Genomic DNA, 22,870 nt, shown 5'->3' with positions numbered 1-22,870 from the left:
ACGCGCGGTGCCAAAATGAGAAGAGTGGGACCAAGGCCCCACTCGCATTATTTCACAATGTGTTCGTCTTTGACGAACATGTTCGCCCAAGCGCGGTCAATCAACTCAGGGGTCATTTGATATGGGATGCCCTCGAATTCGCAGATCGCAATCATCTGATCGATGAGGAAAACCGGCTGATAGTTGGCGTAGATGTTGTCGATCGTCGGGTATTTGTTTTTCAGCAAGTGAATGAGCGCGGGCTCATTCAGCGGCAGGCCCTTTTTCTTGGCCACGAGGGCGAAGATTTTCAGGAAATTTTCCTGGCTAGGGCCGTCGATTTTGATCTTGTAAAAGATCCGGCGCAGCGCCGCCTGGTCAAAGATTTCGTTTGGGTGGAAGTTGGTGGAGAAGATCACCAGCGTGTCAAACGGCACTTCGAATTTTTCACCCGATTGCAGGGCGAGAATGTCTTTGCTTTCTTCAAGCGGAACAATCCAGCGGTTCACAAGTGACTGGGGCGGCTCTTCCTGACGGCCCAAATCGTCGACGATGAAGATGCCGCCGGTGGATTTAAGCTGCAAGGGCGCCTGATAGGTGCGGGCCGTGGGATTATAGACCAGATCCAGCATCGACAGAGACAGTTCACCACCGGTAATCACAGTCGGGCGGTCACATTTCACATAGCGGCTGTCAAAGCGTGCAACACGGCGCAGGCTGCCTGCATCTTGCGTATCGCCCTCTGCGGCAGAGTGTACGATAGGGTCGTACACGGTGATAACCTGACCGGCATATTCGATGGCGTGGGGCACATAGACCTTGTCACCCATCGCGTCGCGGATGCCGTTGGAGATCGAGGATTTACCGTTGCCGGGCGGGCCATACATCAGGATCGAGCGGCCAGAACTGACAGCAGGGCCAAGTTCGCCGAGGAGCGACGGTGGCAGGATCAAGTGGCCCATGGCGTCGGTCAATTGATCGCGGGTGATTTGAATGTTGCGGATCGACTGGCGTCTGATCTGTTCGCGATAGACGTCCAGCGGCACCGGCATGGCGCCGAAGTATTCAGATTGTGCCAAAGCATCCAGCGCGCGGGCTTTGCCGACATCGGTCAATTGATAGCCCATCTCATTGCCGCTGTTGGCATTGAGCGTACCGGTCGCCTCAAGCAAGCGCTGTTCACGGGCCATATCGATGAGCTCTTGAGTGACTGCTGTTGGCAGGCAAATCGCGCGGGCCACATCTGACACCATGTCGATGTTCTTGCGGAACATGGTTTTGAGCATGATATCCCGCATCATCACCACGGGAAGCTTCATGTCCTCCAGCCGTTTGGGTGGGGGCGGGGCCATGACATTGCCGGTCTGCATGTTCATCGTCGAAAACTCCAAGTTCAGGCCATTTTGGACCCTCTGTGTTTCCAAACCTTAAACAGTGCAAAATGGGCGATTTTGGGGCCGGTTGTGGCCAGCGATAGGGAAAGTGGGCGCTTATTGCCCGATCATCACCGCGCGGATCAGGTAGGCACAAAGCATCAAACCAAGGCCCGTGCCCATAGGAACAGTGAATTGCTTTCCACCGCCGACTGCGTTGGGATCGTCTTTGTCCGGTGACCGCCATGCGGCCCAATCAGGGGCCATCCGTTTGAGCGGTGTCCAGCGCGCCAAGAGCGTCGCGGCGGTGGCGCCGAGAATAGCCGCAAAGGCAATCCACATCACCACACCCGCATCGGCGCGGTCGATGAACAGCGCCATAACCGCGGCGAGTTTCACATCCCCTGCTCCGACCTGACGTAGCATCCACATCAAAAGGCCCACGACGAAAACAATACCGTAGTTGGCAAAGCGCCATAAGAAGTCTTCGAATGGCAGCAGGATCAGGCCAAAGACCACAAAGACAGAGAACAGCAGCCACACGACGCGGTTGCTGATCTTTTTGTATTTCATGTCCACAAAAAAGATGTGCAGACAGATCGGCAGCACTGGCAGAAGAAACCAGAGAGCCGTGGTGGCAGGGATGTGCATCAGACCAACGTCAGGTGTTTTCGAGCGCGCGCAAAGCTCTTACTGCGGCCTCAAAATGCTGTGGGTGGGTCGAAATTGCATCGCGCAGCAGGGCCTTGCCGGTTTCGGTGTCGCCTTGCTTGATCGCTGAAAGGGCCAAGGTGTGCAGCAGTTGCGCGCGCTCGGTCTGAACCATTGGTACAACCGGAAGCGTATAGTTGCGCTGTGCGCCACGGGCCAGAACCATGTTGTTTTTGGCGGTGAAAAGCGTGCTGTCCTGACGGATCGCTTCGCCAAACAGACGCTCAGCTTCGGCATAGTTGCCACGGGTCAGCTTGGAATATCCCCAGTTGTTCATGACGCCAGCAGGGCGCGTGGTCAGACCCACGGCGGTTTCATAAAAACTGTCGGCCTTTTTCCATTCCTGATTGCTGTCGGCAATCATTGCTTCAAGGCGGTACCGCTTGAAGGTTTCATGCGTGGGCGGCACGGCGTCCAAAGTGGCTTCAGCCTCTTTCCATTGACCGCCGCGGATCTGCGCGTCTGCCAGATCGACCCGATCGCTAGCGGTGCTGTCGGCGTGTTTGACAACACGTTGCCAAGCGGGCACGGCCTCGGTGAAACGCTTGGCGCGCACAAACGAAATCGCCAGACCCCGCTGGATATCAACGCGGTCAGGGTTTTCCTGGAGCGTACGCTGGAAATACGTCACGCCTTCGTTCGGGTCTGCCACTGTGAGCATCACATCCGAAAGATTGGCGCCGTCTACGGCATTCACGTCCTGAAGGGCGCGTTCGACATTTTCCTGTTCCTTGTCAGCGCACGCTGACAGGACCAGAGCCCCTGCAAGACAAACTGTCCCGATGAAAGGATGGCGCATAGTGTGCGTCCTTTACTGCTTCAACCTCATTCTGGTGTCTGGCGGATCAAATAGTCACTGCTTCCCCGACGCACCAATTTGTATTCTTGTATTTTTTTATCATCATAAGCAGGATTTTCTGTTTTTGCGAGTACTAAGCGCAAATTATCGCGAATTGCGTCACTTTCGCCATTGTCGAGCGCGAATGCCTTTTTCAGAACCAGCTCTGCTTCTGGGAATGCACCCTTTTCCATAAGGACAATTCCGAGATTATTCCATGTTTCCGCATGGTTGGGTTGCTTGTCCAGAGATTGACGCAAAAGGTCTTCTGCTTGGCCCAATCGGCCAAGTCCAAGGTTGGCGGTGCCGGCCGCGGCCAGAATTTCCGGCGTGGCTCCATGCGTGTTGGCTGCACGGTAAAAGGTCTGCAAAGCCAATTCGTATTCGCCTGCGCCCATCAGCCGCCACCCGACAATTACGGGGTCTACGGCGTCTTTGGAGGTGTCCACTGGGGGGGCGAACGGGCTGTCAGGGGAAACACTCTGGCCGCCCGTGAGACAGGCGGCCAGAAAAAAGCATATCGTCAGAAGGGCAGTGGCCCGGATCATGGCATATTCAATCGGTTATTGGGGTGCACCGAAGTTCATGATCCCGATGATGGATGGAGACACCAGAATGATCAGCAGCGGCGGCACTGTGAGCATCATTGTGGCAAGCGTCATTTTGGTTGGCAACTTGTTTGCGGCCTCTTCGGCGCGCATCACTCGTTTGTCACGCATTTCTCCGGCATAAACCCGAAGCGCGTCGGCAATTGACGTACCAAACGTGGCCGACTGTACCAGAACGGTGGTGAACGACGACACGTCTTGAACGCCACAGCGCTCGCCCATATCAGACAGTACTTGCGATTTGTCTTTGCCGGCCTTCATTTCATGCGCAACGATCTGAAATTCATGCGCGAGCGCAGGGTAAGAGGCGCGCAGTTCTTCGGCAACGCGGACAATGGCCTGATCGAGTGATTGGCCGGCTTCAACACACACCAGCATCATATCGAGGCTATCCGGGAAACCGGCTGTGATTTCCTCTTTGCGCGCTTCGACACGGCGGGTGACCCAGTATTTGGGCAGCATATAGCCAGCGGCACCGGGACCGAGTGTCCACATTAGCATGTCTTTGGTGGTGGACGCGTCGGTCTGTTTGACAAGAATGAAATACGCCACGCCAGCGATGAGCCCGCCAATACCAAGCACCATCTGGGCAAGGTGAAACGCACGCACAGCGTCGCGGGACGGGTAGCCCGCCTGCATCAGTTTGAGCTGTACTGAGGACAACTCCTCCGCGTCTTGCGGTTCAAGGAAGGCTTTGTATTTGTCGAGCTTGGCGTTGGCAGATTTGCGGCGCAGCACTTCTTTCTTGCCGGACGCTTTATCGCCTCCGCCAGCCTGCGCGCGCTTAAGTTTTTCAATCGGATCGTCGCGGCGCGACAGAAGCAGCGGCACGGCGGCCAAAGCTACAAAGGCAACAATCACACCAACTGCGATCATCGGGCCATTTGGACCCAGCATGTCGGTGAGCATCAGGACGAGGGCTTCCATCGTGGTCATAGCGGTGGTCTCCTCAGACTTTGATGTTGGTGAGCACGCGCATCACAAACAGGTTGACGGCAAGGAACATGCCAACGGCAATACAGCCAGGAATGAACAGTTCGTGCGTTTTGACTTCGTCGTAGTAGTTCGGGTCCATCACATTGATCACAATCAACGCGCCAATCGGGAAGGCGGACAGGAACTTGCCCGACCACTTCGCCTCGGCGGTGATGGCTTTCACACGACGGAACAGACGGAAGCGGGCGCGGATCACTTTGGACAGACCCGCAAGGATCTCGGCCAGGTTACCACCGGCTTGTTGCTGGATCGTCACGGCCATCGCAAGGAAGCGCATGTCTTGCATATCCAGACGTTCGGACATGTCTTTGAGAGCTTCACCCATGTCGCGGCCATAGGCGCTTTCGTCGGCAATCACACCAAACTCTGTGGCCAGAGGGTCTTCGATCTCTTTGGACACAATCTGAATTGCTGAGGAAAACGGGTGGCCGACGCGCAGCGAGCGCACCATCAGTTCAATAGCATCAGGCAGTTGTTCTTCGATGAGGGAAATCCGCTTTCCGGCCTTCATCGAAACCCACATATAAACCCCTCCGACACCCACCATTACGGCGATCCCGGAGCGCACGGCCAGACCAGTGCTGGTACCAATCGACAAGCCGGCAAAGGCAAACACAGACATGCCCAGCATCATCAGCATCAACTGCTGTGGCGTAAAGGCAATGGCCGCCTTCTGCGCCTTCTCCGCCAGAATTGAGTAAAGCGGAATGGTTTTGTTTTCGGCGTGTTGGCTCATCTCCTTTCGGAGTTGTTCCAGCACCTCTTCGCGGCGCCCGCCCTTGTCCATCATCTCCAGGCGGCGGTTGACGCGGCTGTTGAGGCTGATGGATTTGCCAAAAACGGTCAGGTAGACGCCTTCGACGAGGAAGAACACCCCAACGAAAATGGCACCATAAACAAGAAGTTCGGGAGAAAATGGCATAGGTCTTACTCCGCGGTCGGTTCATAAATGGCCGCTGGCAGGTCATAGCCCCACAAGCGGAAACGTTCGGAATAGTGCGAGCGCACACCGGTGGCGGTGTAGTGCCCGATAATTTTGTTGTCTGGCGTCAGGCCTGTGCGCTGAAAGCGGAACAGTTCCTGCATGGAGATCACGTCGCCTTCCATGCCGGTGATTTCAGTGATCGACGTCATGCGGCGCGAGCCGTCCTGAAGGCGAGAAGCCTGCACGATCAGGTTCACAGCCGAGGAAATCTGCGACCGGACAGCCTTGAGCGGCATTTCGATACCAGCCATCGCGATCATGTTTTCCAGACGTGAAATCCCGTCGCGTGCGTTGTTGGCGTGGATCGTGGTCATCGAGCCGTCGTGGCCGGTGTTCATGGCCTGCAGCATGTCGATCACTTCTTCGCCACGCGTCTCGCCCACGATAATGCGGTCAGGCCGCATACGCAGGGCGTTTTTCAGACAGTCGCGCGGGGAAACCTCGCCCTTGCCTTCAACGTTGGGCGGGCGGCTTTCCATGCGACCCACGTGGGTTTGTTGCAATTGAAGTTCCGCCGTATCCTCGATGGTCAGGATACGTTCAGCGTCATCAATGAAGGAGCTGAGGGCGTTGAGCGTGGTGGTTTTACCAGACCCGGTACCGCCAGATACAATCACGTTCAGGCGGGTGGACACGGCGGCCTGCAGGAAGGCGGCCATTTCTTCGGAGAACGCCCCGAAACGCACCAGGTCATCAATGCCCAGTTTGTCCTTTTTGAACTTACGAATGGAGACCAGAGAGCCGTCCACCGCAACGGGCGGTACCATGGCGTTGAAACGCGAACCGTCCTGAAGACGGGCATCCACATACGGGTTGGATTCATCGACGCGACGACCCACGGCGGACACGATTTTGTCGATGATGCGCAACAGGTGCTTTTCGTCTTTGAAGACGATGTCGCTGAGTTGGAGTTTACCGTCACGTTCCACAAAGATCTGCTTGGGACCGTTCACCAGAATATCGTTTACGGTGTCATCTTGCAGCAGAGTTTCCAAAGGACCGAGGCCGGTGACTTCATCATAGAGTTCCTGAAACAGGGTCGAGCGTTCTTCGCGGTTGAGAACAATAGCCTTTTCTTGCAGCACTTCGGTGGCAATCGAGCCGATTTCGGCACGCAGGTCTTTCTCCGTCGCCTTGTCGAGTGCGGCAAGGTTCAGGTTGTCCAAAAGCTCGCGGTGCAGCTCGAGCTTGATCTCACCAAGGCGCTCCTTGCGGCGGCGTTCCTTGTCACCAGTTGCGGCCACAGCGGCTTTGACCGCCACGGGGCGGCGCATGACCTTGCTTTCCTCAGACACGGCCTCTGGCCGCGGCGCGGCTGTAGGCGTTTTGGGCGCTTGTTTGGCGGCGAGGGCAGCGGCCTTTGGGGCTTTGCCTGCGGCCGCTGGCTTGCCAGCTTCGGGTTTTTTGTACCGTGAAAACATTTAATTAGCTCCCGTTCACGCTGCCTGATCGTCGGATTGGTCCAACTCGTGCAGGCTTTTGGCGAGTTTGGCGATTTCCTTGCGGAGTGGATTTTTGGCGGCGCCGACTGCCAGCGGTTGGCCGTGGTCAGCCGCCTGCATGATTTGACGTGACCCATCCGGAAGATTGATATCGATTGAAATTCCGAGGCTTTCGGCCAAACGCTTCACGCGGCTTTTGCCGGCAAGATCGGTGAACTTTGGTGCGCGGTTCATGACATAGCGCAGCTTTTCAAACGGCAGATCCTCGGCCTGGAAGGCGCGTTTGATACGCATGGCGTTCTGCGCCGACCGCATGTCGATCTCCATCGTGGCGAAATAGACGTGGGCTGCTTGCAAGACCACTTCGGACCAATGCACAAGCGTGCTGGGCATGTCGACAATCACGTAATCATAGTGGCGACGCGCCATGTCGATAATGCGATCAATGTCTTCGGGCCCGATCAAATCGAGCGGGATCACATCGGATGGTGCCGTTAGAACATGCAGTTTGTCCTCATAGGTCTGCAAGGCTTGTCCAAAGCTGTCGCTGTCCATGCTGTCGGTGTCGGTGATCAGTTCAAAGACGGCCTCGATGCGAGGGAGATCCAGATAGGTGGAAACAGTGCCAAACTGCAGATCAAGGTCGAGGACGCAAACAGAGGGCGCTTTCTTTTTGTCGATATTGGCAAGTTCCCAAGCCAAGTTCACGGCAAGCGTGGTCGCACCCGTTCCGCCAGCCAGACCATGCACGGCGATCACGACGCCTTCACGCGATTCGCCGGTGGTTGCCAGTTTGACCGTCGCTTGGGGTTGCTCCACTTCGGGTTCGACAGGGGCCGAGCGGATCTTGTCGATTGCGGCCTGAAGTTCGCCGGGTGGGATAGGGTAGGGGATAAACTCATCCGCGCCGTGACGCAGCAAATGGTGCAGCGAGGCCGGCGTCACATCCTCTGCGATCAGCAGGATGCGGATGTTTCTGTTGCGGGCTTCGGTGATGATTTCCGTCAGAACGTCGAGGTGATCCTCATCCATGTCATCAATGGCGAGGGCAATGAATTCAAGATGATGCGCGTCAGGTTGCGCCATGAAAGGAATAGCGTCCTCGAACCCGAGGTCGCCCCATTGCTCACCAAGAGCTTCTTCCATGTCCACGATCAGAAGTTCAAAGTTCTGAACGTCCCGGCAAATGGTACATGCCAGGATTGGACTTGGTTCTGTCTGAATCGGCTCGTTACTCGACATCAGCCTCTAGTTCCTTATTCGCGGTTTCCGCGTATTTTTTGTAGGACACCCAGCGCAAAAGGCTGATTGGTCCCCCACCGTGCTTTTGGAATTGGTACCCGCGACTCTGGTGCGCATACTTTTCCCGTTGTTGAGAAAATCACCTGCAAGTTGGGCAACATTGGGGCCAAAAAGCCGAAATTGTGCGGAATTATGCGACGATAGGGTGGAATTTCGCAGACCGTTTCCAAACGAAAAAAAGGCCGGTCGTGATGCGACCGGCCTTCAAGTATTTGAATTTGTTCGATTTATCCTTCGTCGCCGTCCGATGTGAGGCCGGAGAGGCCTGTGGCTGGCACTGCGCTGCCAACATAGTCGCGATAAATGATTTGCGCGTATTTGCCGTCCAGAACCGTGGGATGGCGAGACACAAAGCCGGTGACCTCTGTCACAGTGCGGCGATTTTTGCGTTCACGGCCCTGAGTCACGATCAAAGGCTGGGTTTTTCCAAGGGAGACCACAGCTTCGAGTCGGCTGCGTTCCACGCCTTGCGAGACCAGATAGTTCACTGCGGCACGTGCGCGGCGCAGGCCGAGCGACTTGTTGTACCCGGCACTGCCAACTGCGTCTGTGTGCCCGTAAACCCGGAAGCGTACTTCTGGGAATTGGCGGATCCAGTTGGCTTGTTCGTTCAAGAGCGCGCGGGCTTGGCCGTCAATCTTGGCGCTGTCGAACTCGAAGTTGATCGTGCTGTCGACCTCTTCAGAGAAGCGGGTGGCCAGCGAGAGCACATAGCTGCGTTCGCCGTTGTGAATGCCGATGTTGTTGTTGACCGCTTCGCCAAAGCTGTCGGTGTCGATCACCGAGCCAGCTTCACGGAAGAAAGAGGGGGCATAAGACCCGTCGCCGTCCGAACATGCGGTGACAAACAACAGGGCGAGGGCTGCAATTTTCTTGATCATCGCTTTGCTCCCTTAGTCCATCACATAGCCGTAGGAACCCGAGAAGTCTTGTTTCGCGACTTCGCCTACGGCGCCTTTTTGCTTTTTCTCACCACCGGTGACATGGCCAAACAAGAAGAGCTCCTGTTCGGTTGGTGGTTTCACGCGGTCAGTGGGCAGGGCCAGCGCCTCGCCGGATGTTGGCGTCACAAGGTGGGCTGTGACAATGATCACCAGTTCAGATTGAGACCGCTGGAAGTTGGCGCTGCGAAACAGCGTACCCAAGACCGGCACATCGCCGAGCCAAGGCACCTGAGAGTTGCCGTCGGAAAAGTCATCCTGCAACAGGCCAGCAATGGCGAAGCTTTCACCATCGCGCAGTTCCACGGTTGTCGAAGTCTCACGACGCTTGAAGCCGACAACTTCGAGACCACTGCTGATAAAGCTGTTGGCAGAGTCAGGGGAGGACACCGCAGCCTGAAGCTCAAGGTTGATCAAATCGCCATCCACAACCCGTGGGATGAAATTCATTTCAACACCAAAAGGTTTGAATTCAATGGAGATTTCACCACTGTCTTGGGCCACGGGGATTGGATATTCGCCGCCAGCGAGGAATTTGGCTTCCTGACCGGACAACGCCGTCAGGTTTGGTTCCGCCAGAGTGCGGACAACGCCTTTGGATTCGAGCGCTTCAAGCAGGATCCCGATTGAGAAGGAGCCAGAGGTGAAGCGGAAAATTGCGCCACCGGTTGACTCGGCTGCCAGAGGTATACTGCCATCTTCATTGGGGGTACGCAAAAACCCACCTGTCGAGATGCCACTGTTGCCGTCAGTTAAATCGAAACCGGCGCCCAATGATTTGGCCACGCTGCGCTGCATTTCTGCGAAACGCACTTTGAGCATCACTTGCTGGATACCGCCGACAACCAACAGGTTGGACACGCGTTCCGGGGCATAACGTTCTGCCAGATCCAGCGCGCGTTGCTGCTTGTGTATCGACGACACGATGCCAGACAAGACGACGCCGTCGTTTGCCGTACGCACTTCGATTTTTTCGCCTGGCAGAATCTGCTGCAGGCGTTCTTTAAATTCGGAAATGTCCGGTGCGACGCTGACTTCGACGTTGGTGATCAGCTTACCAGTGCCATCTAGCAACGTAAGCGTTGTGCGGCCCGGGGATTTGCCAAGCACGTAGATCGTGCGTTCCGACAATGACGAAATATCGGCGATGGCCGGGTTCGCGATGGAAAGTTCCGCAAAGGGCACATCGCTTTCGACCACCACTGCGCGGTTCATCGGAACCCCCAGCGTTGACGACGTGCCACTGCGGACCACGCGCAATGTGTCTGCTTGAACAGGAGCTGACACCAACGGCACAACCCCAACGGCAAAACCCAAAAGGGCCGCCTTTAGAAAACGTAAATATGTCATGTGACCTGCCTCTCGATCACGCCTCGGTATGTGGATCTTTTGTCCACTCTTGGACGTACTGTGCGCCAGTTCTGGAAATATTGCAAGAATCAAAGGCTTCCGGCCACCTTTGAATGTGGGAAGCATGTCACATAAATACATAGAAAAGGCGCCCGAAGGCGCCTTTGGTCAGTGGTTTGTTCGAACCGGATGGACAATCGAGGGTGCCTACCGGGCCGATAAAGGTCAGTTTGTGCAGGGGATCACAATTTTGATTTTCTCTGTACCCTTGTTGTTGGTGATGGTGCAGACACGTTCCTGCTCCACCTCTGCAACTTCCTGCACGACTTCTTCTTCCTGAATGATGCCAAGCAGCTCTTTCTGGTCGATTTCAACCGAGGCGGATACTGTGTCGTCAGTTGCGCCGACGAGGGTCAGCGACAAGCGTCCTGTTTGCTGGGCCAATTCCAAGCCGGCAACCTGACGCAATGTGCCCGCAACAGTTACAGTGCGAGCCACGCGACCGGCTTCTTCTTCTTGGTTGGTGGACTGGTCAATTGCCACGATCTGAACGTTTGCGTCGATCAGCTTGGTTATTTCGCCACGGCCACGTTTTCCACCAGGGGAGCCGGTCCAAAGGACGTCGACACGATCACCAGGCCGCAGAAAGCCGGAAACGCCAGAGGTTGCGTCAACTTTGATGGTAAACGCACGTTGTCCGGTTTGCAGGCGAGACGTGATGCCCGCATGCTGGCCGGGTTCTGTCACTTTGACGGCGATCAAAAGTTCACCTTTTTCCATGCTGCGCAACATGACGCGGTCGCGATCAGTGTTGGGCGGGAAAATAGCGTCAACGGATGTGAACATACCTTCCGGCATTGCGTTTTTCGGCCATTTGACGCGGCGAAGATCTTGTTTGGTCAGGGGCTCGCCATATGCCATCGCGCGTTTGGTCACATAACCTTCGACCAATTCGATGCTCGGAGCCTGCACATTGGATTGCGCGGCCTCGATGCCTTTGATGTAGCTTTGAGCCATGTAAACAGCGGCCCCGGCAATGCCTAGGCCGACCAAGAGAATAACTGCGAAGATAGCGCGCATGATATGTGACCTCTTTTTAAATGTGCTGTGACCATTGTGGTCGGCACGCGGGGTGATTCAAACGCACTGTGGACCGCCAATGTGGCAACAATAGGGAGTAAACGCACAACATTGGTGACAGTTTTCCCCGTTTGGGCGGCAACCAACGACCCTGAGGCCCGCAGGCACAGAATGCGCAGGCCGATACGAGCCCGTCGGGCCGATCAAGGGGTCGCGCGGTTGCCGATTGCGGTCGCCGTGGAGTCCGAAAGATCGGTTGTGCTGGTCGTGATCATTGTGGTGACACCGATTGCCAAGCCTACCAAGGCAGCGGTCAAAACAACCCAATCAACGGTGACAGCACCGGATTCGTTGCGCTTAAATCTAGACAAAAAGGATTTCACTGGAGACACCTACTAGCTTGACTCCCGGCTATGAAATTGGTCGCACATCGTGCGATTACATCGCCGGAACGTCGGTTGATGAACCCAAAAAGGGCCGACACTGTGGCGGCCGGCCCTTTTTGATTTTGCCATACGTCCGATATTACGGAGTAGATGTCAGGTCGTCTTCGGCAGCAATCGCACCAGCTGCGGCACCGGCCAGAGCGTTGGTGTTGGTTTCGATTGCGGAGTAAGCTGCAACGGCCAGGCCAACTACGGCTGCGGTCAGAACAACCCAGTCAACAGTTACTGCGCCAGCTTCGTCTTTGCGGAAGTTTTTAAAAAATTTAGTCATGTCGTGTCCCTCCAAAGGATCAATTAATTACTTCACCCTGTCGAACCTTAGTGGCGTCTCTCTCTCGCCAGTCCGACTTGGTATGAAGGCAATATGTCCATGGAATAGGGCAGGATTTGGGCGTGTTCAGAGCTTTTTCAGTTCTTTTTCAACGCAATTGCATGTCGCGCCGACTTCCGATCAAGTCTCGATGTGACCCGTGAGGGAAGCCCGCGCATGGCGGCGGCGTCGGTCGCCCTGAAGGGAACGCACACTAATGTTGGGCAATGCGTTCCCTTGGGGTTTTGACTTACGGAGTGGAAGTCAGGTCGTCTTCGGCAGCGATTGCACCAGCTGCTGCGTCTGCAAGGTTTTGCGTGTTGGATTCGATTGCCGAGTACGCGGCAATGGCCAGGCCAACGACGGCTGCGGTCAGAACAACCCAGTCAACGGTTACTGCGCCAGCTTCGTCTTTGCGGAAGAGTTTAAAAAGTTTCATTTTGCGTCCTTTAGATTCAAGAGCCAAAAGCCCTTGCGGTTAAATCCAAGAAGTCACATCGACTCTCGGTCTACGCATTTTTTCACTCAAGAATGGGGCGACAATTGGGCTTTGTGACCGGATTAAGGCGGCACTTCGAATCGAATTTTCTTGAAAATCTATGCAACTGAACTGAGTGGCGGACAGGTTCACGGCAATGCGGGCTCTGCCACAACGAAAAAGGCCGCTCCCAAAAGAGCGGCCTTAAATCTGATAGCTTTGACGTGTGACTTATGGAGTAGAAGTCAGGTCGTCTTCGGCAGCAATCGCACCAGCTGCGGCACCGGCCAGAGCGTTGGTGTTGGTTTCGATTGCGGAGTAAGCTGCAACGGCCAGGCCAACTACGGCTGCGGTCAGAACAACCCAGTCAACAGTTACTGCGCCAGCTTCGTCTTTGCGGAAGTTTTTGATAAATTTAGTCATGTCGTGTCCCTCCAAAGGATCAATTTGTTAATCGACCTTATCGAACCTTAGTGGCGTCTCTCTCATGCCAGCCCGACTTGGTATGAGAGCAATATGTCGATGGATTGGGGCGGGATTTAGGCGCAACTGGTTCGATTTTGGATCATAGGAAGTTTTGCTGCATTTTTGAGTTAATAAATTGAAAATAAAAGAAAAAATAATTCAATTTTCCGCATTTTCTTACGTGTATTGATCTGGGAGGCGTGCAATCTGGGGTGTTTTTGAAAAGATCGCGGTCCAAAAACTGGTCCGGGCGCGGATATTTTGCGATAGTTGGCGCAAGCAGGCAGGTAGAGGTAAGGGTATGGCAGTATTGCGCGCGGGTTTGGTGTGTTTTGTTTTTCTGTGCGCGTTGCTGAGAGGTGAGAGGGCTTTGCATGCTGAGGCTCCCAAGCCGTTTCCTGATTTCAACGCCAAGAGGGTCAAACCGCCAAAGGCCGGTCAAACCAAACGCATCACCGTTCAAATTGAACCGCAGGCTGCCGCTGCGGTTGATGTGACCCAAACGGACGACAGTGACGGGACGGTGGCCGAGGCCGCGTCAGCACTTGGGTCGTACCCTTGGTTCTGGTCCAGAGTATCGCCAGCTCTGAGCGAGACGGGTCCTGGGCGACTTGAGCCGGCCTTGGTTGCGCTAAGCAATGCCCCAAGCGGTCAAGGCGTGCGAACGCCGCGTCTGGAAGCGTTGCGGCAAGTGATCGACACGTATGGAACAGACATTTTGATCGCCACGATCGGCACGGACGTGTCACCGGCGTTGGCTGTGGCGGTGATTTCGGTGGAATCCGGCGGACAAACTGATGCGGTGAGCGGTGCAGGCGCACAAGGATTGATGCAACTGATGCCGGCGACCGCCGACAGGTTTGGGGTGACGGATGCCATGGAGGCCAAAGATAACATCACGGGCGGCGTGCGGTTTCTGGATTTCTTGATGGATGAATTTGAGCGCGATCCGGTGCTGGTCCTTGCAGCCTACAATGCCGGTGAGAATGCAATACCCGCCCATGATGGCGTTCCACCCTATGCGGAGACGCGAGATTATGTGCCTAAGGTGCTGGCGGCTTTTCAGGTGGCAACAGCCTTGTGTGTGACCCCGCCACAGCTGATCACGGATGGCTGCGTATTTGCGCGCCCCTGATGCCGGTCGTTTTAGACGTCTGGGGCGCTGAGGGTACTTTGGGCCAGAAAGAAGCTTTGCTGGATCAGCAATTCGGCACGTTCACAGCTAAGCCGCCAAGCGACGTCTCTTTGTATTTCTCATTCATGTCGGCGCCGGTTTGGCGCATGGTTTCGATCACCGAATCCAGCGGCACCAAATGGGTGCCGTCGCCACGTAAGGCAAGCGAGGCGGCAGAGACGGCCTTGATCGCGCCAAGACCGTTGCGCTCAATGCAGGGCACTTGCACCAAGCCTTTGACAGGATCGCAGGTCATACCAAGGTGGTGTTCCAGCGCGATCTCGGCGGCGTTTTCAATCTGCTCCGGGGTGCCTCCCATGACGGCACAGAGACCTGCTGCGGCCATAGCAGCAGCGGAACCAACCTCAGCCTGACATCCTGCTTCGGCCCCTGAGATAGACGCATTGAATTTGACCAAGCCGCCGATGGCGGCAGATGTTAGCAAAAATTCGTCGATCCGCGTCGTGGTGGCACCCGGCACATGGTCGAGCCAATAGCGGATCACTGCGGGCAGGACGCCCGCGGCGCCGTTGGTTGGGGCCGTGACCACCTGACCACCGGCGGCGTTCTCTTCGTTGACGGCCATGGCATAGGCACTCATCCAATCGTTGATGGTATGCGGCGCGTTAAGGTTCATGCCGCGCTCCGCCTGAAGCGCGTCGTGGATCGACTTGGCGCGGCGTTTGACGTTCAACCCACCGGGCAAGATGCCGTCAGAGGTCAATCCGCGATCAATACACTCGTTCATCACCTGCCAAATCCGTGCACAGCCGCGGGCCAAACCGTCAGCGCCACCTCTGGCGATTTCGTTGGCTTGTTTCATCTCGGCAATGGACTTGCCCGAGGTTTGCGCCATCTCAAGCATTTCGGAGGCGGATTTGAACGGGTAGGGCACCGGCGCCCCTTCATCGGTGTCTTTTCCTGCTGCCAATTCGGCTTCGGTCATCACAAAGCCGCCGCCAATGGAGTAATAGGTCTCTTGCATCAGGACGTCGCCTTGCGCGTCGGTCGCCATGAGAATCATGCCGTTGGCATGGCCCGCAAGGTTGGGGCCGAAGTCAAACTTGAGGTCCTCGCGGGGGTTAAATTGCAGGCGGGGTAGGCCTTCTGGCTGCACGTGACCGTTTTCGCGGATGGCGGCCAGCGTGGTTTCGGCTTTGGCGTGGTCATAGGTATCCGGCAGAAAGCCCGCGAGCCCCAGTATCGTGGCGCGATCCGTGGCGTGGCCGATCCCTGTGAACGCCAGTGAGCCATGCAGTGACGCGCGCAGGCCGTGAAATTCAAACGGAGCGGCGCGCAGCACATCAAGGAATCTGGCGGCCGCCACCATAGGGCCCATCGTATGGGACGAAGAAGGGCCAACGCCCACCTTGAACATATCAAAGACTGAGAGAAACATTTAGAGAGCGGATCCTTCGGGCGGGGTTGGTGGTTTTGGCGTGCTGAATGGGTTGGCGGCCATTCCTTCGGCTTTGCACAGGGCCGCGGTGGATGGACGTGCGTCGAGTTTTGCCGCAAGCATGGCGAGGTTGGGCCAGTCCGAAAGGGTGAACCAAGCGGTGTCGCCTTTGGGGTAGAGCGCCATCCAGCGGAGCATCGCACATATATACAAGTCGAGGGCGCCAGGCGTGGTGTCATTGATCCACGGGTGTCCCGCGCCTGCGAGTTCATCCAGTAGGGCAAGCGCCGCGTTCAGATTTTCGCGGGCGCCCGCAACCAGTGCGGTGTGATGTGCTTTGGCGATGTATTGGCCGGGATAGAAGGTCATGCGCAGATTGGCGTGCATGGTATTGGACAGAAAAAATAGCCAGCTGACAAAAGCGGTGCGCTCGGGCGCTTTGGGTGCTGGTGCCAAACCGTTATAGGTGTCCGTCAGCCACAAAAGGATCGCGGCGGTTTCAAAAACCGGCCCATCGGGTGTTTCCAGAGCGGGAATTTTCCCGGCCGGATTGATGGCGCGGTAGAAGGGCGAGCGGTGCGCAGCTGCGCGACGATCAACAAGCACGGTTTCAAACGGCACGCCCAGTTCCTCGAGCGCGAGGCGCACGATCAGGGACGCGTTGTCCGGGGCGTAGTGAAGGCGCAGCGGTTTCGTCATGGGGCCACTATGATGGATCAGGATGATACACAGACGTCAGATTGCGACGTTTCCGATTGGAAACACGCTCTGACGGTGGTTGCAAGACCGCGCGTAAACCGGCGCTTACACGCCGTTGATGCGTGAAATGCACAAGTTTTGGCAATCTGCTCTCGCCCCAAGGCGGCTTCTTTCTTATAACCGTTCAAAAGCAACGAGGAGTCGCCGCAATGACCGGAGAACTGTCGCCCATCGACAAGGCAAAATTCGTGGCCGCGAAACAGGCCACGGACTATGTCGAGGACGGGATGCGTGTCGGTCTTGGTACCGGGTCCACCGCCGCATGGCTGGTGCGCTGTCTGGGAGAGATGGTCCGCGATCAGGGTCTGCGCATCAAGGGTGTGCCGACGTCGACGCGAACCGCGCGGTTGGCGCGTGAGGTGGGCATTGAGGTGGTGAGCCTTGATGAAGCCAAGTGGTTGGATGTGACCATTGACGGCGCGGACGAATTTGATGCGGACCTGAACCTGATCAAAGGTGGCGGTGGAGCGTTGTTGCAAGAAAAGATCGTTGCGACCGCGTCTGATCAAATGGTGGTGATCGCAGACATCGGCAAAGAAGTCGAAACATTGGGCAGTTTTCCTCTGCCTGTCGAGGTGGTGCCTTTCGGATGGCAGACCTCACAGGCGCTGATAGAGGAAACCCTTGTCAGCATGGATGTTTTGGGGCGCTCAACCACGTTGCGGATGAATGGTGCCGCTCCGTTTGTGACGGACGAAGGCAACCACATTCTGGACCTGCATTTGAACCGGATCGGTGATGCGCGTCAGCTTGCTATGGTGCTCAATCAGATGCCGGGTGTGGTTGAAAACGGGCTGTTTATCGATATCTGTGACGCTGTGGTTGTTGGTTATGGCGATGGGCGCGTCGAAGTGCGCGACATCAACGCTGGCACCATTGAGGAGGCGATGCTGGACTTCGCTGAAACAGATAATCTGTTCACCGATCTGGTGGACTAAGGGAATACGAACAATATGTCGTTTGATTACGATCTTTTTGTCATCGGCGGTGGGTCCGGCGGTGTACGGGCTGCGCGCGTTGCGGCAGCTGGTGGCGCCAAAGTGGCTTTGGCTGAAGAAGACCGCTATGGCGGCACCTGTGTGATCCGTGGCTGCGTGCCCAAAAAGCTGATGGTTTTTGCCAGCGAATACGCCGGCATGGTCGAAGATGCGCAGGCCTATGGCTGGGACATTCAGTCAGGTGATTTCAACTGGGGCAGCTTCAAAGGCAAGCTGCACGCGGAACTGGACCGTTTGGAAGCCATCTATCGCAATCTGCTGAAGAACAGCGGTGTAGAGACGTTTGATCAACGCGCCAAGATGGCGGATGCGCATACAGTCGAGCTTGCTGATGGCACCAAGAAGACAGCCAAGCATATCCTGCTGGCGATGGGCGGTCGGCCGGTGTGGCCGGACATGCCGGGTGCTGAACTCGGAATTTCGTCCAACGAGATTTTCCATCTGGAGACACTGCCAAAGGACATGTTGATCATCGGCGGTGGCTATATCGCCTGTGAATTTGCGGGCATTATGAATGGCCTTGGTGTGAAGACCACACAGTATTATCGCGGGGCGCAGGTTCTGCGTGGCTTTGATGACGAAGCGCGTGGTTTGGTTTCTGAGGAAATGTGCCAGCGCGGCGTGGATCTGCATTGCGGCACCAACATTCTTGAGATGCGCAAAGAAGGCGACAAGATTTGGGTCAAAGCCACCAATGGTGACGAACGCCTGTTTGATCAGGTGATGTTCGCCACTGGCCGCGCGCCCAACACCGTAGACATGGGGCTTGAGGCGCTGGGCGTCGAGCTTGGCCGCAAAGGTGAGATTGTTGTCGACGAGTACAGCCAGACAGCTGTGCCGTCGATCTATGCCATCGGTGATGTGACCGATCGGGTGAACCTGACGCCGGTCGCAATCCGCGAAGGCATGGCGTTCGTCGAGACCGTTTTCAAAGGCAACCCGACGCCAGTGGATCACGACTTGATCCCGACAGCGATCTTTACGCAGCCGGAAATGGGCACCGTCGGATTGAGCGAAGAAGAGGCGCGGGAACTTGAGCCGATTGAAGTCTATGCAACCAGCTTTAAGCCGATGCAGCAGAGCTTTGCCGGACGTGCGGAGCGTGTTTTGATGAAACTGATCGTAAGTCAGGCATCGCGCAAAGTGTTGGGCTGTCATATTGTGGCCCCGGGCGCGGGCGAGATGATCCAGCTTGCCGGTATCGCCGTAAAGATGGGCGCGACCAAGGAAGACTTTGACCGGACAGTGGCGGTGCATCCGACAATGTCCGAGGAACTAGTGACGATGAAGGAGCCGGTGCGCACAGCGTGACATGGCTGATGGCTTGATTTTTCTGGTGTAACCCTCAGATTTAGGGGAACGCCAAAAAGTTTGATGAAAGGGAAGATCCCGAATGGCAGGAAACAACGGCGGCCCCTGGGGTGGGGGTGGCGGCAACCAAGGCGGCGGTAATCGCGGCAACAACGGGAACGGGCAACGCCCGCCCGAAGGTGATGGTCCGCAAATCCCCGATATCGATGACCTGATGAAAAAGGGTCAAGACCAGTTGCGTGTGCTTATGGGCGGACGCGGCGGTGATGGTGGCGGCACCGGAAACGGTCAAGGTGGTGGTCAAGGCGGACCCGCTCTGAACCGCGGCACTGTTTTTCTGGGCCTCGGCGTGGCGGCTGTGCTTTGGGGCATGGCAAGTTTCTATACCGTCAAACCCGAAGAAAAATCGGTTGAGCTGTTTTTGGGGAAATATTCCTCTACTGGCGGTCCCGGTCTGAACTTTGCGCCCTGGCCTGTGGTCACCGCGGAAGTTGTGCCGGTTACAACCGAACAGATCGAAGACATTCCTTCGCGCTCTGGTTCCACCGACGGTCTGATGCTGACCGGCGACGAGAACATCGTCGACATCGATTTCCAGGTGGTCTGGAACATCAACGATCCGGCGCAGTTCCTGTTCAATCTGCGTGATCCGCGTGAAACGATCCGTGCGGTGTCAGAATCGGCGATGCGCGAAATCATGGCGCAATCTGAACTCGCGCCGGTGCTCAACCGTGACCGTGGTGTGATCACCGATCGGATGTTGGAGCTGATCCAATCGACGATGGACAGCTATAACTCCGGCGTGAACATCGTCCGAGTTAACTTTGACGGTGCCGATCCCCCCGAGCAGGTTAAAGATGCCTTCCGCGAAGTGCAGTCTGCATCGCAGGAGCGCGACCGTCTTGAGAAGCAAGCGGACGCTTATGCAAACCGCAAACTGGCGGGCGCGCGTGGTGAAGCCGCGCAAATCCTCGAAGAAGCCGAAGCTTATCGTGCGCGTGTCGTGAACGAGGCCGAAGGTGAAGCCAGTCGCTTTAGCGCGGTTCTGGAAGAATACAAGAAAGCACCGGAAGTGACACGCAAGCGACTGTATCTGGAAACCATGGAACAGGTTCTTGGTGACATCGACAAGGTGATCATCGACGACCAAGCCGGCGGTCAGGGCGTGGTGCCCTACCTTCCGCTGAACGAACTACGCAAAGGGGAGAAATAAGATGCGGAGAGCGACTTATCTACTGCCCCTTCTGGTGATTTTGGTCGCCGGTGCGTTGTCGAGCGTGTTCATCGTGGATGAGCGTGAAAAGGCACTGGTCCTGCAATTTGGTCGTGTTGTCACGGTCAAAGAGGAGCCCGGTCTGGCGTTTAAAATCCCGGTGATTCAGGAAGTGGTTCGCTATGACGACCGTATCCTGAGCCGCGAAGTGGGACCACTTGAGGTCACACCTCTGGATGATCGCCGTTTGATCGTGGACGCCTTTGCACGGTATCGGATTGCTGACGTGACCCAGTTCCGTCAAGCGGTTGGTGCCGGTGGCATTCAGTCTGCCGAAGGCCGTTTGGACAGCATCCTGCGCTCGCAAACGCGTGAGGTGCTTGGTTCTGTACGCTCAGATTCGGTCCTGTCGACCGATCGTGTGTCGCTGATGAACCGCATTCGTGACAATGCGATCACCGAAGCGCGTGCGCTGGGTCTGGAAGTGGTCGATGTGCGTTTGAAGCGCACCGATTTGCCACAGGCCAACCTTGAAGCGACGTTCAACCGGATGCGCGCTGAGCGTGAACGCGAAGCCGCGGACGAAATCGCGCGTGGTGACGAAGCCGCGCAGCGCGTGCGTGCGCAAGCGGATCGTACCGTTGTTGAACTGGAATCTGACGCCAACCGTCAGTCCGAGATCATCCGAGGTGAGGCCGATGCGGCACGCAACGCGATCTTTGCGACTGCCTATGGTGCAGATCCTGAGTTCTTCGCATTTTATCGGTCACTTAACGCCTATCGTGGTGCTTTGAAGTCCGGCAACTCATCCATTGTGATGTCGCCTGACAACGACTTCTTTGACTACCTGAAGAGCGATCAAGGTCGGAACTGATGGCCGTCGCGCTTTATGCGATAGGGCTTGTAATGATTGTGGAGGGGCTGGTCTATGTACTGGCCCCTTCTGTCGTTGAAGACCTGCTTGCGATGCTTCGGTCGCTGCCCGAGGGCCAGAGGCGCACACTTGGATTGCTGGCAGTGATTGCCGGGATAATCTTTGTTTGGGTGGCCAAATCTCTGGGCGTCTGAGCCAGCCATATTGCGAATGTTGAGTTTACCAAATTCACAGAATGGTCACGCGCAATTGTGAACATGCGATGTGGCGCCTGTTGCACTTACCAAACCAAAGCCCCATTCTTTGCACCAACGGTTTGGGGGCAGCCCCATCCTCAGGTTTCTAATAACAAGGAGATCCAACGTGATTTCGAAGGCATTTCCCATGCAAATGGCACAAGGCGCAGCGCTGCGCGCGATGATGGTGGCCGTTTTGGCGACTGCTGCGGTGCTGTTTCAAACTTTGGCGGCGCAAGCGCGCCCGGACAGCTTTGCCGATCTGGCCGAGCAGATCAGCCCGTCCGTGGTCAACATCACGACCTCTACGGTGGTCGAAGGCCGCACAGGCCCGCAAGGCATTGTGCCCGAAGGATCGCCGTTTGAGGATTTCTTCCGTGAATTCCAAGACCGTCAAGGCAACAGCGACCGCCCGCGGCGCACCTCTGCCTTGGGATCGGGCTTTGTGATTTCAGCGGACGGGTATGTGGTGACAAATAACCACGTGATCGAGGGCGCGGACGAGATCCTGATTGAATTTTTTGAAGGCGATGAATTGCCTGCCAAAGTGATCGGCACCGATCCCAACACGGATATTGCGTTGCTGAAGGTCGAAAGCGATGAGCCGCTGAAGTTCGTTGAATTTGGTGACAGTGACACCGCACGGGTTGGCGATTGGGTTCTGGCGATGGGCAACCCGCTCGGGCAGGGTTTTTCGGTCTCCTCCGGTATCGTGTCGGCACGCAATAGGGCGCTTTCGGGCAGCTATGACGACTACATTCAGACCGACGCTGCGATCAACCGCGGCAACTCAGGTGGGCCGTTGTTCAATATGAATGGCGACGTGATTGGTGTGAACACCGCGATTCTGTCGCCAAATGGCGGCTCCATCGGTATCGGCTTTTCGATGGCGTCAAACGTGGTGACACGGGTGGTCGCGCAGTTGCAGGAATACGGTGAAACCCGTCGTGGCTGGCTGGGTGTACGCATTCAAAACGTAACCGAGGACATGGTCGAAGCGGTTGACGGGCTGGAAACGGCATCTGGCGCTATGGTCACGGATGTGCCGGAAGGCCCAGCGATGGATGCAGGAATGCAGGCCGGAGACGTTATCATGACGTTTGATGGCGCCAGTGTCGCGGATGTGCGTGCGCTGGTGCGTCGCGTGGGCAACACCACAGTTGGCAAAGCGGTTGATGTGATTGTGCTGCGTGGCGGTGAAGAAGTGACCTTGCAGGTCACCCTTGGTCGTCGTGAGGAAGCAGAAGGCGCGGTACCCGCCAGCCAGCCGGTCCCGGAGGTTGAGGACGAACCCGTCGAAAAAGAACTGCTTGGTCTCACCGTGACGCCTCTGAATGACGCGTTGCGCGAGGAGTTGGGCGGATCTGATGACCTGGAGGGGCTTGTGGTCAAAAGCGTCGACGAGAGCTCCAAAGCCTATGAAAAAGGCTTGCGCGCGGGCGATGTTCTGACAGAAGCCAGCCATCAAAAACTTCGGTCCGTGGGTGACTTTGAGGCCCGCATTGACGAGGTGCGAGAGGCTGGACGGAAATCCGTGTTGCTACTGGTACGTCGTGCTGGTGAGCCCCGTTTTGTGGCGCTGTCTATCGTAGACTGATTGCG

24 protein-coding genes are annotated in these 22,870 nt (G+C 56.4%); 7 read left to right on the top strand and 17 right to left on the bottom strand.

Going from position 1 to position 22,870, the window contains the following annotated elements:
* Positions 1-47 precede the first annotated feature (47 nt).
* The 15 genes from PG871_RS16700 to PG871_RS16630 form a co-directional block, all read right to left on the bottom strand.
* Positions 48-1,355 carry an ATPase gene (locus PG871_RS16700; protein ID WP_270731321.1) on the bottom strand — a complete coding sequence of 436 codons (1,308 nt, stop codon included), beginning with the start codon at positions 1,353-1,355 and terminating at the stop codon, positions 48-50.
* A 114-nt stretch (positions 1,356-1,469) separates the two neighbouring features.
* Positions 1,470-2,003 carry an A24 family peptidase gene (locus PG871_RS16695; RefSeq protein ID WP_270731320.1) on the bottom strand — a complete coding sequence of 178 codons (534 nt, stop codon included), beginning with the start codon at positions 2,001-2,003 and terminating at the stop codon, positions 1,470-1,472.
* Between the two features lie 10 nt (positions 2,004-2,013).
* Positions 2,014-2,862: a tetratricopeptide repeat protein gene (locus PG871_RS16690; RefSeq protein WP_270731319.1), complete on the bottom strand. Its 849-nt coding sequence runs from the start codon at positions 2,860-2,862 to the stop codon at positions 2,014-2,016.
* A gap of 26 nt (positions 2,863-2,888) precedes the next feature.
* Positions 2,889-3,449 carry a tetratricopeptide repeat protein gene (locus PG871_RS16685; RefSeq protein ID WP_270731318.1) on the bottom strand — a complete coding sequence of 187 codons (561 nt, stop codon included), beginning with the start codon at positions 3,447-3,449 and terminating at the stop codon, positions 2,889-2,891.
* Positions 3,450-3,464: 15 nt separating this feature from the next.
* Positions 3,465-4,445 carry a type II secretion system F family protein gene (locus PG871_RS16680; protein ID WP_270731317.1) on the bottom strand — a complete coding sequence of 327 codons (981 nt, stop codon included), beginning with the start codon at positions 4,443-4,445 and terminating at the stop codon, positions 3,465-3,467.
* Positions 4,446-4,458: 13 nt separating this feature from the next.
* Positions 4,459-5,427, bottom strand: coding sequence for a type II secretion system F family protein (locus PG871_RS16675; protein WP_270731316.1), 969 nt, complete (start codon positions 5,425-5,427; stop codon positions 4,459-4,461).
* 5 nt (positions 5,428-5,432) lie between these two features.
* Positions 5,433-6,911, bottom strand: a complete 1,479-nt coding sequence (locus PG871_RS16670; protein ID WP_270731314.1) for a CpaF family protein — start codon at positions 6,909-6,911, stop codon at positions 5,433-5,435.
* Between the two features lie 15 nt (positions 6,912-6,926).
* Complete coding sequence (locus tag PG871_RS16665) at positions 6,927-8,174, bottom strand: AAA family ATPase (RefSeq protein WP_270731312.1); 1,248 nt, start codon at positions 8,172-8,174, stop codon at positions 6,927-6,929.
* A 287-nt stretch (positions 8,175-8,461) separates the two neighbouring features.
* A complete protein-coding gene (locus PG871_RS16660; protein WP_270731310.1) occupies positions 8,462-9,115 on the bottom strand; it encodes an OmpA family protein in 654 nt (217 codons plus the stop codon).
* Between the two features lie 12 nt (positions 9,116-9,127).
* Positions 9,128-10,525 carry a type II and III secretion system protein family protein gene (locus PG871_RS16655; protein ID WP_270731308.1) on the bottom strand — a complete coding sequence of 466 codons (1,398 nt, stop codon included), beginning with the start codon at positions 10,523-10,525 and terminating at the stop codon, positions 9,128-9,130.
* 225 nt (positions 10,526-10,750) lie between these two features.
* Positions 10,751-11,605 carry a Flp pilus assembly protein CpaB gene (gene cpaB / locus PG871_RS16650; protein WP_270731306.1) on the bottom strand — a complete coding sequence of 285 codons (855 nt, stop codon included), beginning with the start codon at positions 11,603-11,605 and terminating at the stop codon, positions 10,751-10,753.
* 203 nt (positions 11,606-11,808) lie between these two features.
* Positions 11,809-11,976 carry a hypothetical protein gene (locus tag PG871_RS16645; protein ID WP_270731305.1) on the bottom strand — a complete coding sequence of 56 codons (168 nt, stop codon included), beginning with the start codon at positions 11,974-11,976 and terminating at the stop codon, positions 11,809-11,811.
* Positions 11,977-12,130: 154 nt separating this feature from the next.
* Entirely contained in the window at positions 12,131-12,322 is a 192-nt protein-coding gene (locus PG871_RS16640; RefSeq protein WP_270731304.1) for a hypothetical protein, read from the bottom strand.
* Positions 12,323-12,611: 289 nt separating this feature from the next.
* Positions 12,612-12,800, bottom strand: a complete 189-nt coding sequence (locus PG871_RS16635) for a Flp family type IVb pilin (RefSeq protein WP_270731302.1) — start codon at positions 12,798-12,800, stop codon at positions 12,612-12,614.
* A 270-nt stretch (positions 12,801-13,070) separates the two neighbouring features.
* A complete protein-coding gene (locus PG871_RS16630; RefSeq protein ID WP_270731300.1) occupies positions 13,071-13,262 on the bottom strand; it encodes a hypothetical protein in 192 nt (63 codons plus the stop codon).
* Positions 13,263-13,605: 343 nt separating this feature from the next.
* On the opposite strand from PG871_RS16630, the gene PG871_RS16625 reads away from it, so the two are divergent.
* On the top strand, positions 13,606-14,439 hold the full coding sequence (locus tag PG871_RS16625) for a lytic transglycosylase domain-containing protein (protein ID WP_270731299.1): 834 nt from the start codon (positions 13,606-13,608) through the stop codon (positions 14,437-14,439).
* 64 nt (positions 14,440-14,503) lie between these two features.
* Here the strand turns inward: PG871_RS16625 and PG871_RS16620 are convergent, their stop codons facing one another.
* Entirely contained in the window at positions 14,504-15,877 is a 1,374-nt protein-coding gene (locus PG871_RS16620) for an L-serine ammonia-lyase (protein WP_270731298.1), read from the bottom strand.
* Positions 15,878-16,576: a glutathione S-transferase family protein gene (locus PG871_RS16615; RefSeq protein WP_270731297.1), complete on the bottom strand. Its 699-nt coding sequence runs from the start codon at positions 16,574-16,576 to the stop codon at positions 15,878-15,880.
* 209 nt (positions 16,577-16,785) lie between these two features.
* On the opposite strand from PG871_RS16615, the gene rpiA reads away from it, so the two are divergent.
* The 6 genes from rpiA to PG871_RS16585 all read left to right on the top strand — a co-directional run bounded on the left by rpiA (position 16,786) and on the right by PG871_RS16585 (position 22,865).
* Positions 16,786-17,574 carry a ribose-5-phosphate isomerase RpiA gene (gene rpiA / locus PG871_RS16610; RefSeq protein ID WP_270731295.1) on the top strand — a complete coding sequence of 263 codons (789 nt, stop codon included), beginning with the start codon at positions 16,786-16,788 and terminating at the stop codon, positions 17,572-17,574.
* A 15-nt stretch (positions 17,575-17,589) separates the two neighbouring features.
* Positions 17,590-18,945, top strand: coding sequence for a glutathione-disulfide reductase (gene gor, locus PG871_RS16605; RefSeq protein WP_270731293.1), 1,356 nt, complete (start codon positions 17,590-17,592; stop codon positions 18,943-18,945).
* 82 nt (positions 18,946-19,027) lie between these two features.
* Complete coding sequence (gene hflK / locus PG871_RS16600) at positions 19,028-20,158, top strand: FtsH protease activity modulator HflK (protein ID WP_270731291.1); 1,131 nt, start codon at positions 19,028-19,030, stop codon at positions 20,156-20,158.
* 1 nt (position 20,159) lies between these two features.
* Positions 20,160-21,032, top strand: a complete 873-nt coding sequence (hflC, locus tag PG871_RS16595; RefSeq protein WP_270731289.1) for a protease modulator HflC — start codon at positions 20,160-20,162, stop codon at positions 21,030-21,032.
* On the top strand, positions 21,032-21,226 hold the full coding sequence (locus tag PG871_RS16590) for a DUF2065 domain-containing protein (RefSeq protein WP_270731287.1): 195 nt from the start codon (positions 21,032-21,034) through the stop codon (positions 21,224-21,226). Before hflC ends, PG871_RS16590 begins: the two co-directional genes overlap by 1 nt.
* 196 nt (positions 21,227-21,422) lie before the next feature.
* Positions 21,423-22,865 carry a Do family serine endopeptidase gene (locus tag PG871_RS16585; RefSeq protein WP_270732727.1) on the top strand — a complete coding sequence of 481 codons (1,443 nt, stop codon included), beginning with the start codon at positions 21,423-21,425 and terminating at the stop codon, positions 22,863-22,865.
* Positions 22,866-22,870: the final 5 nt, after the last annotated feature.

The sequence above is a fragment of the Shimia sp. Alg240-R146 genome, from assembly GCF_947331465.1.
GTDB lineage: Bacteria > Pseudomonadota > Alphaproteobacteria > Rhodobacterales > Rhodobacteraceae > Shimia.
The sequence above is the reverse complement of the archived record's forward strand: the minus strand, read 5'-3'. Positions and strand labels throughout refer to the sequence as shown.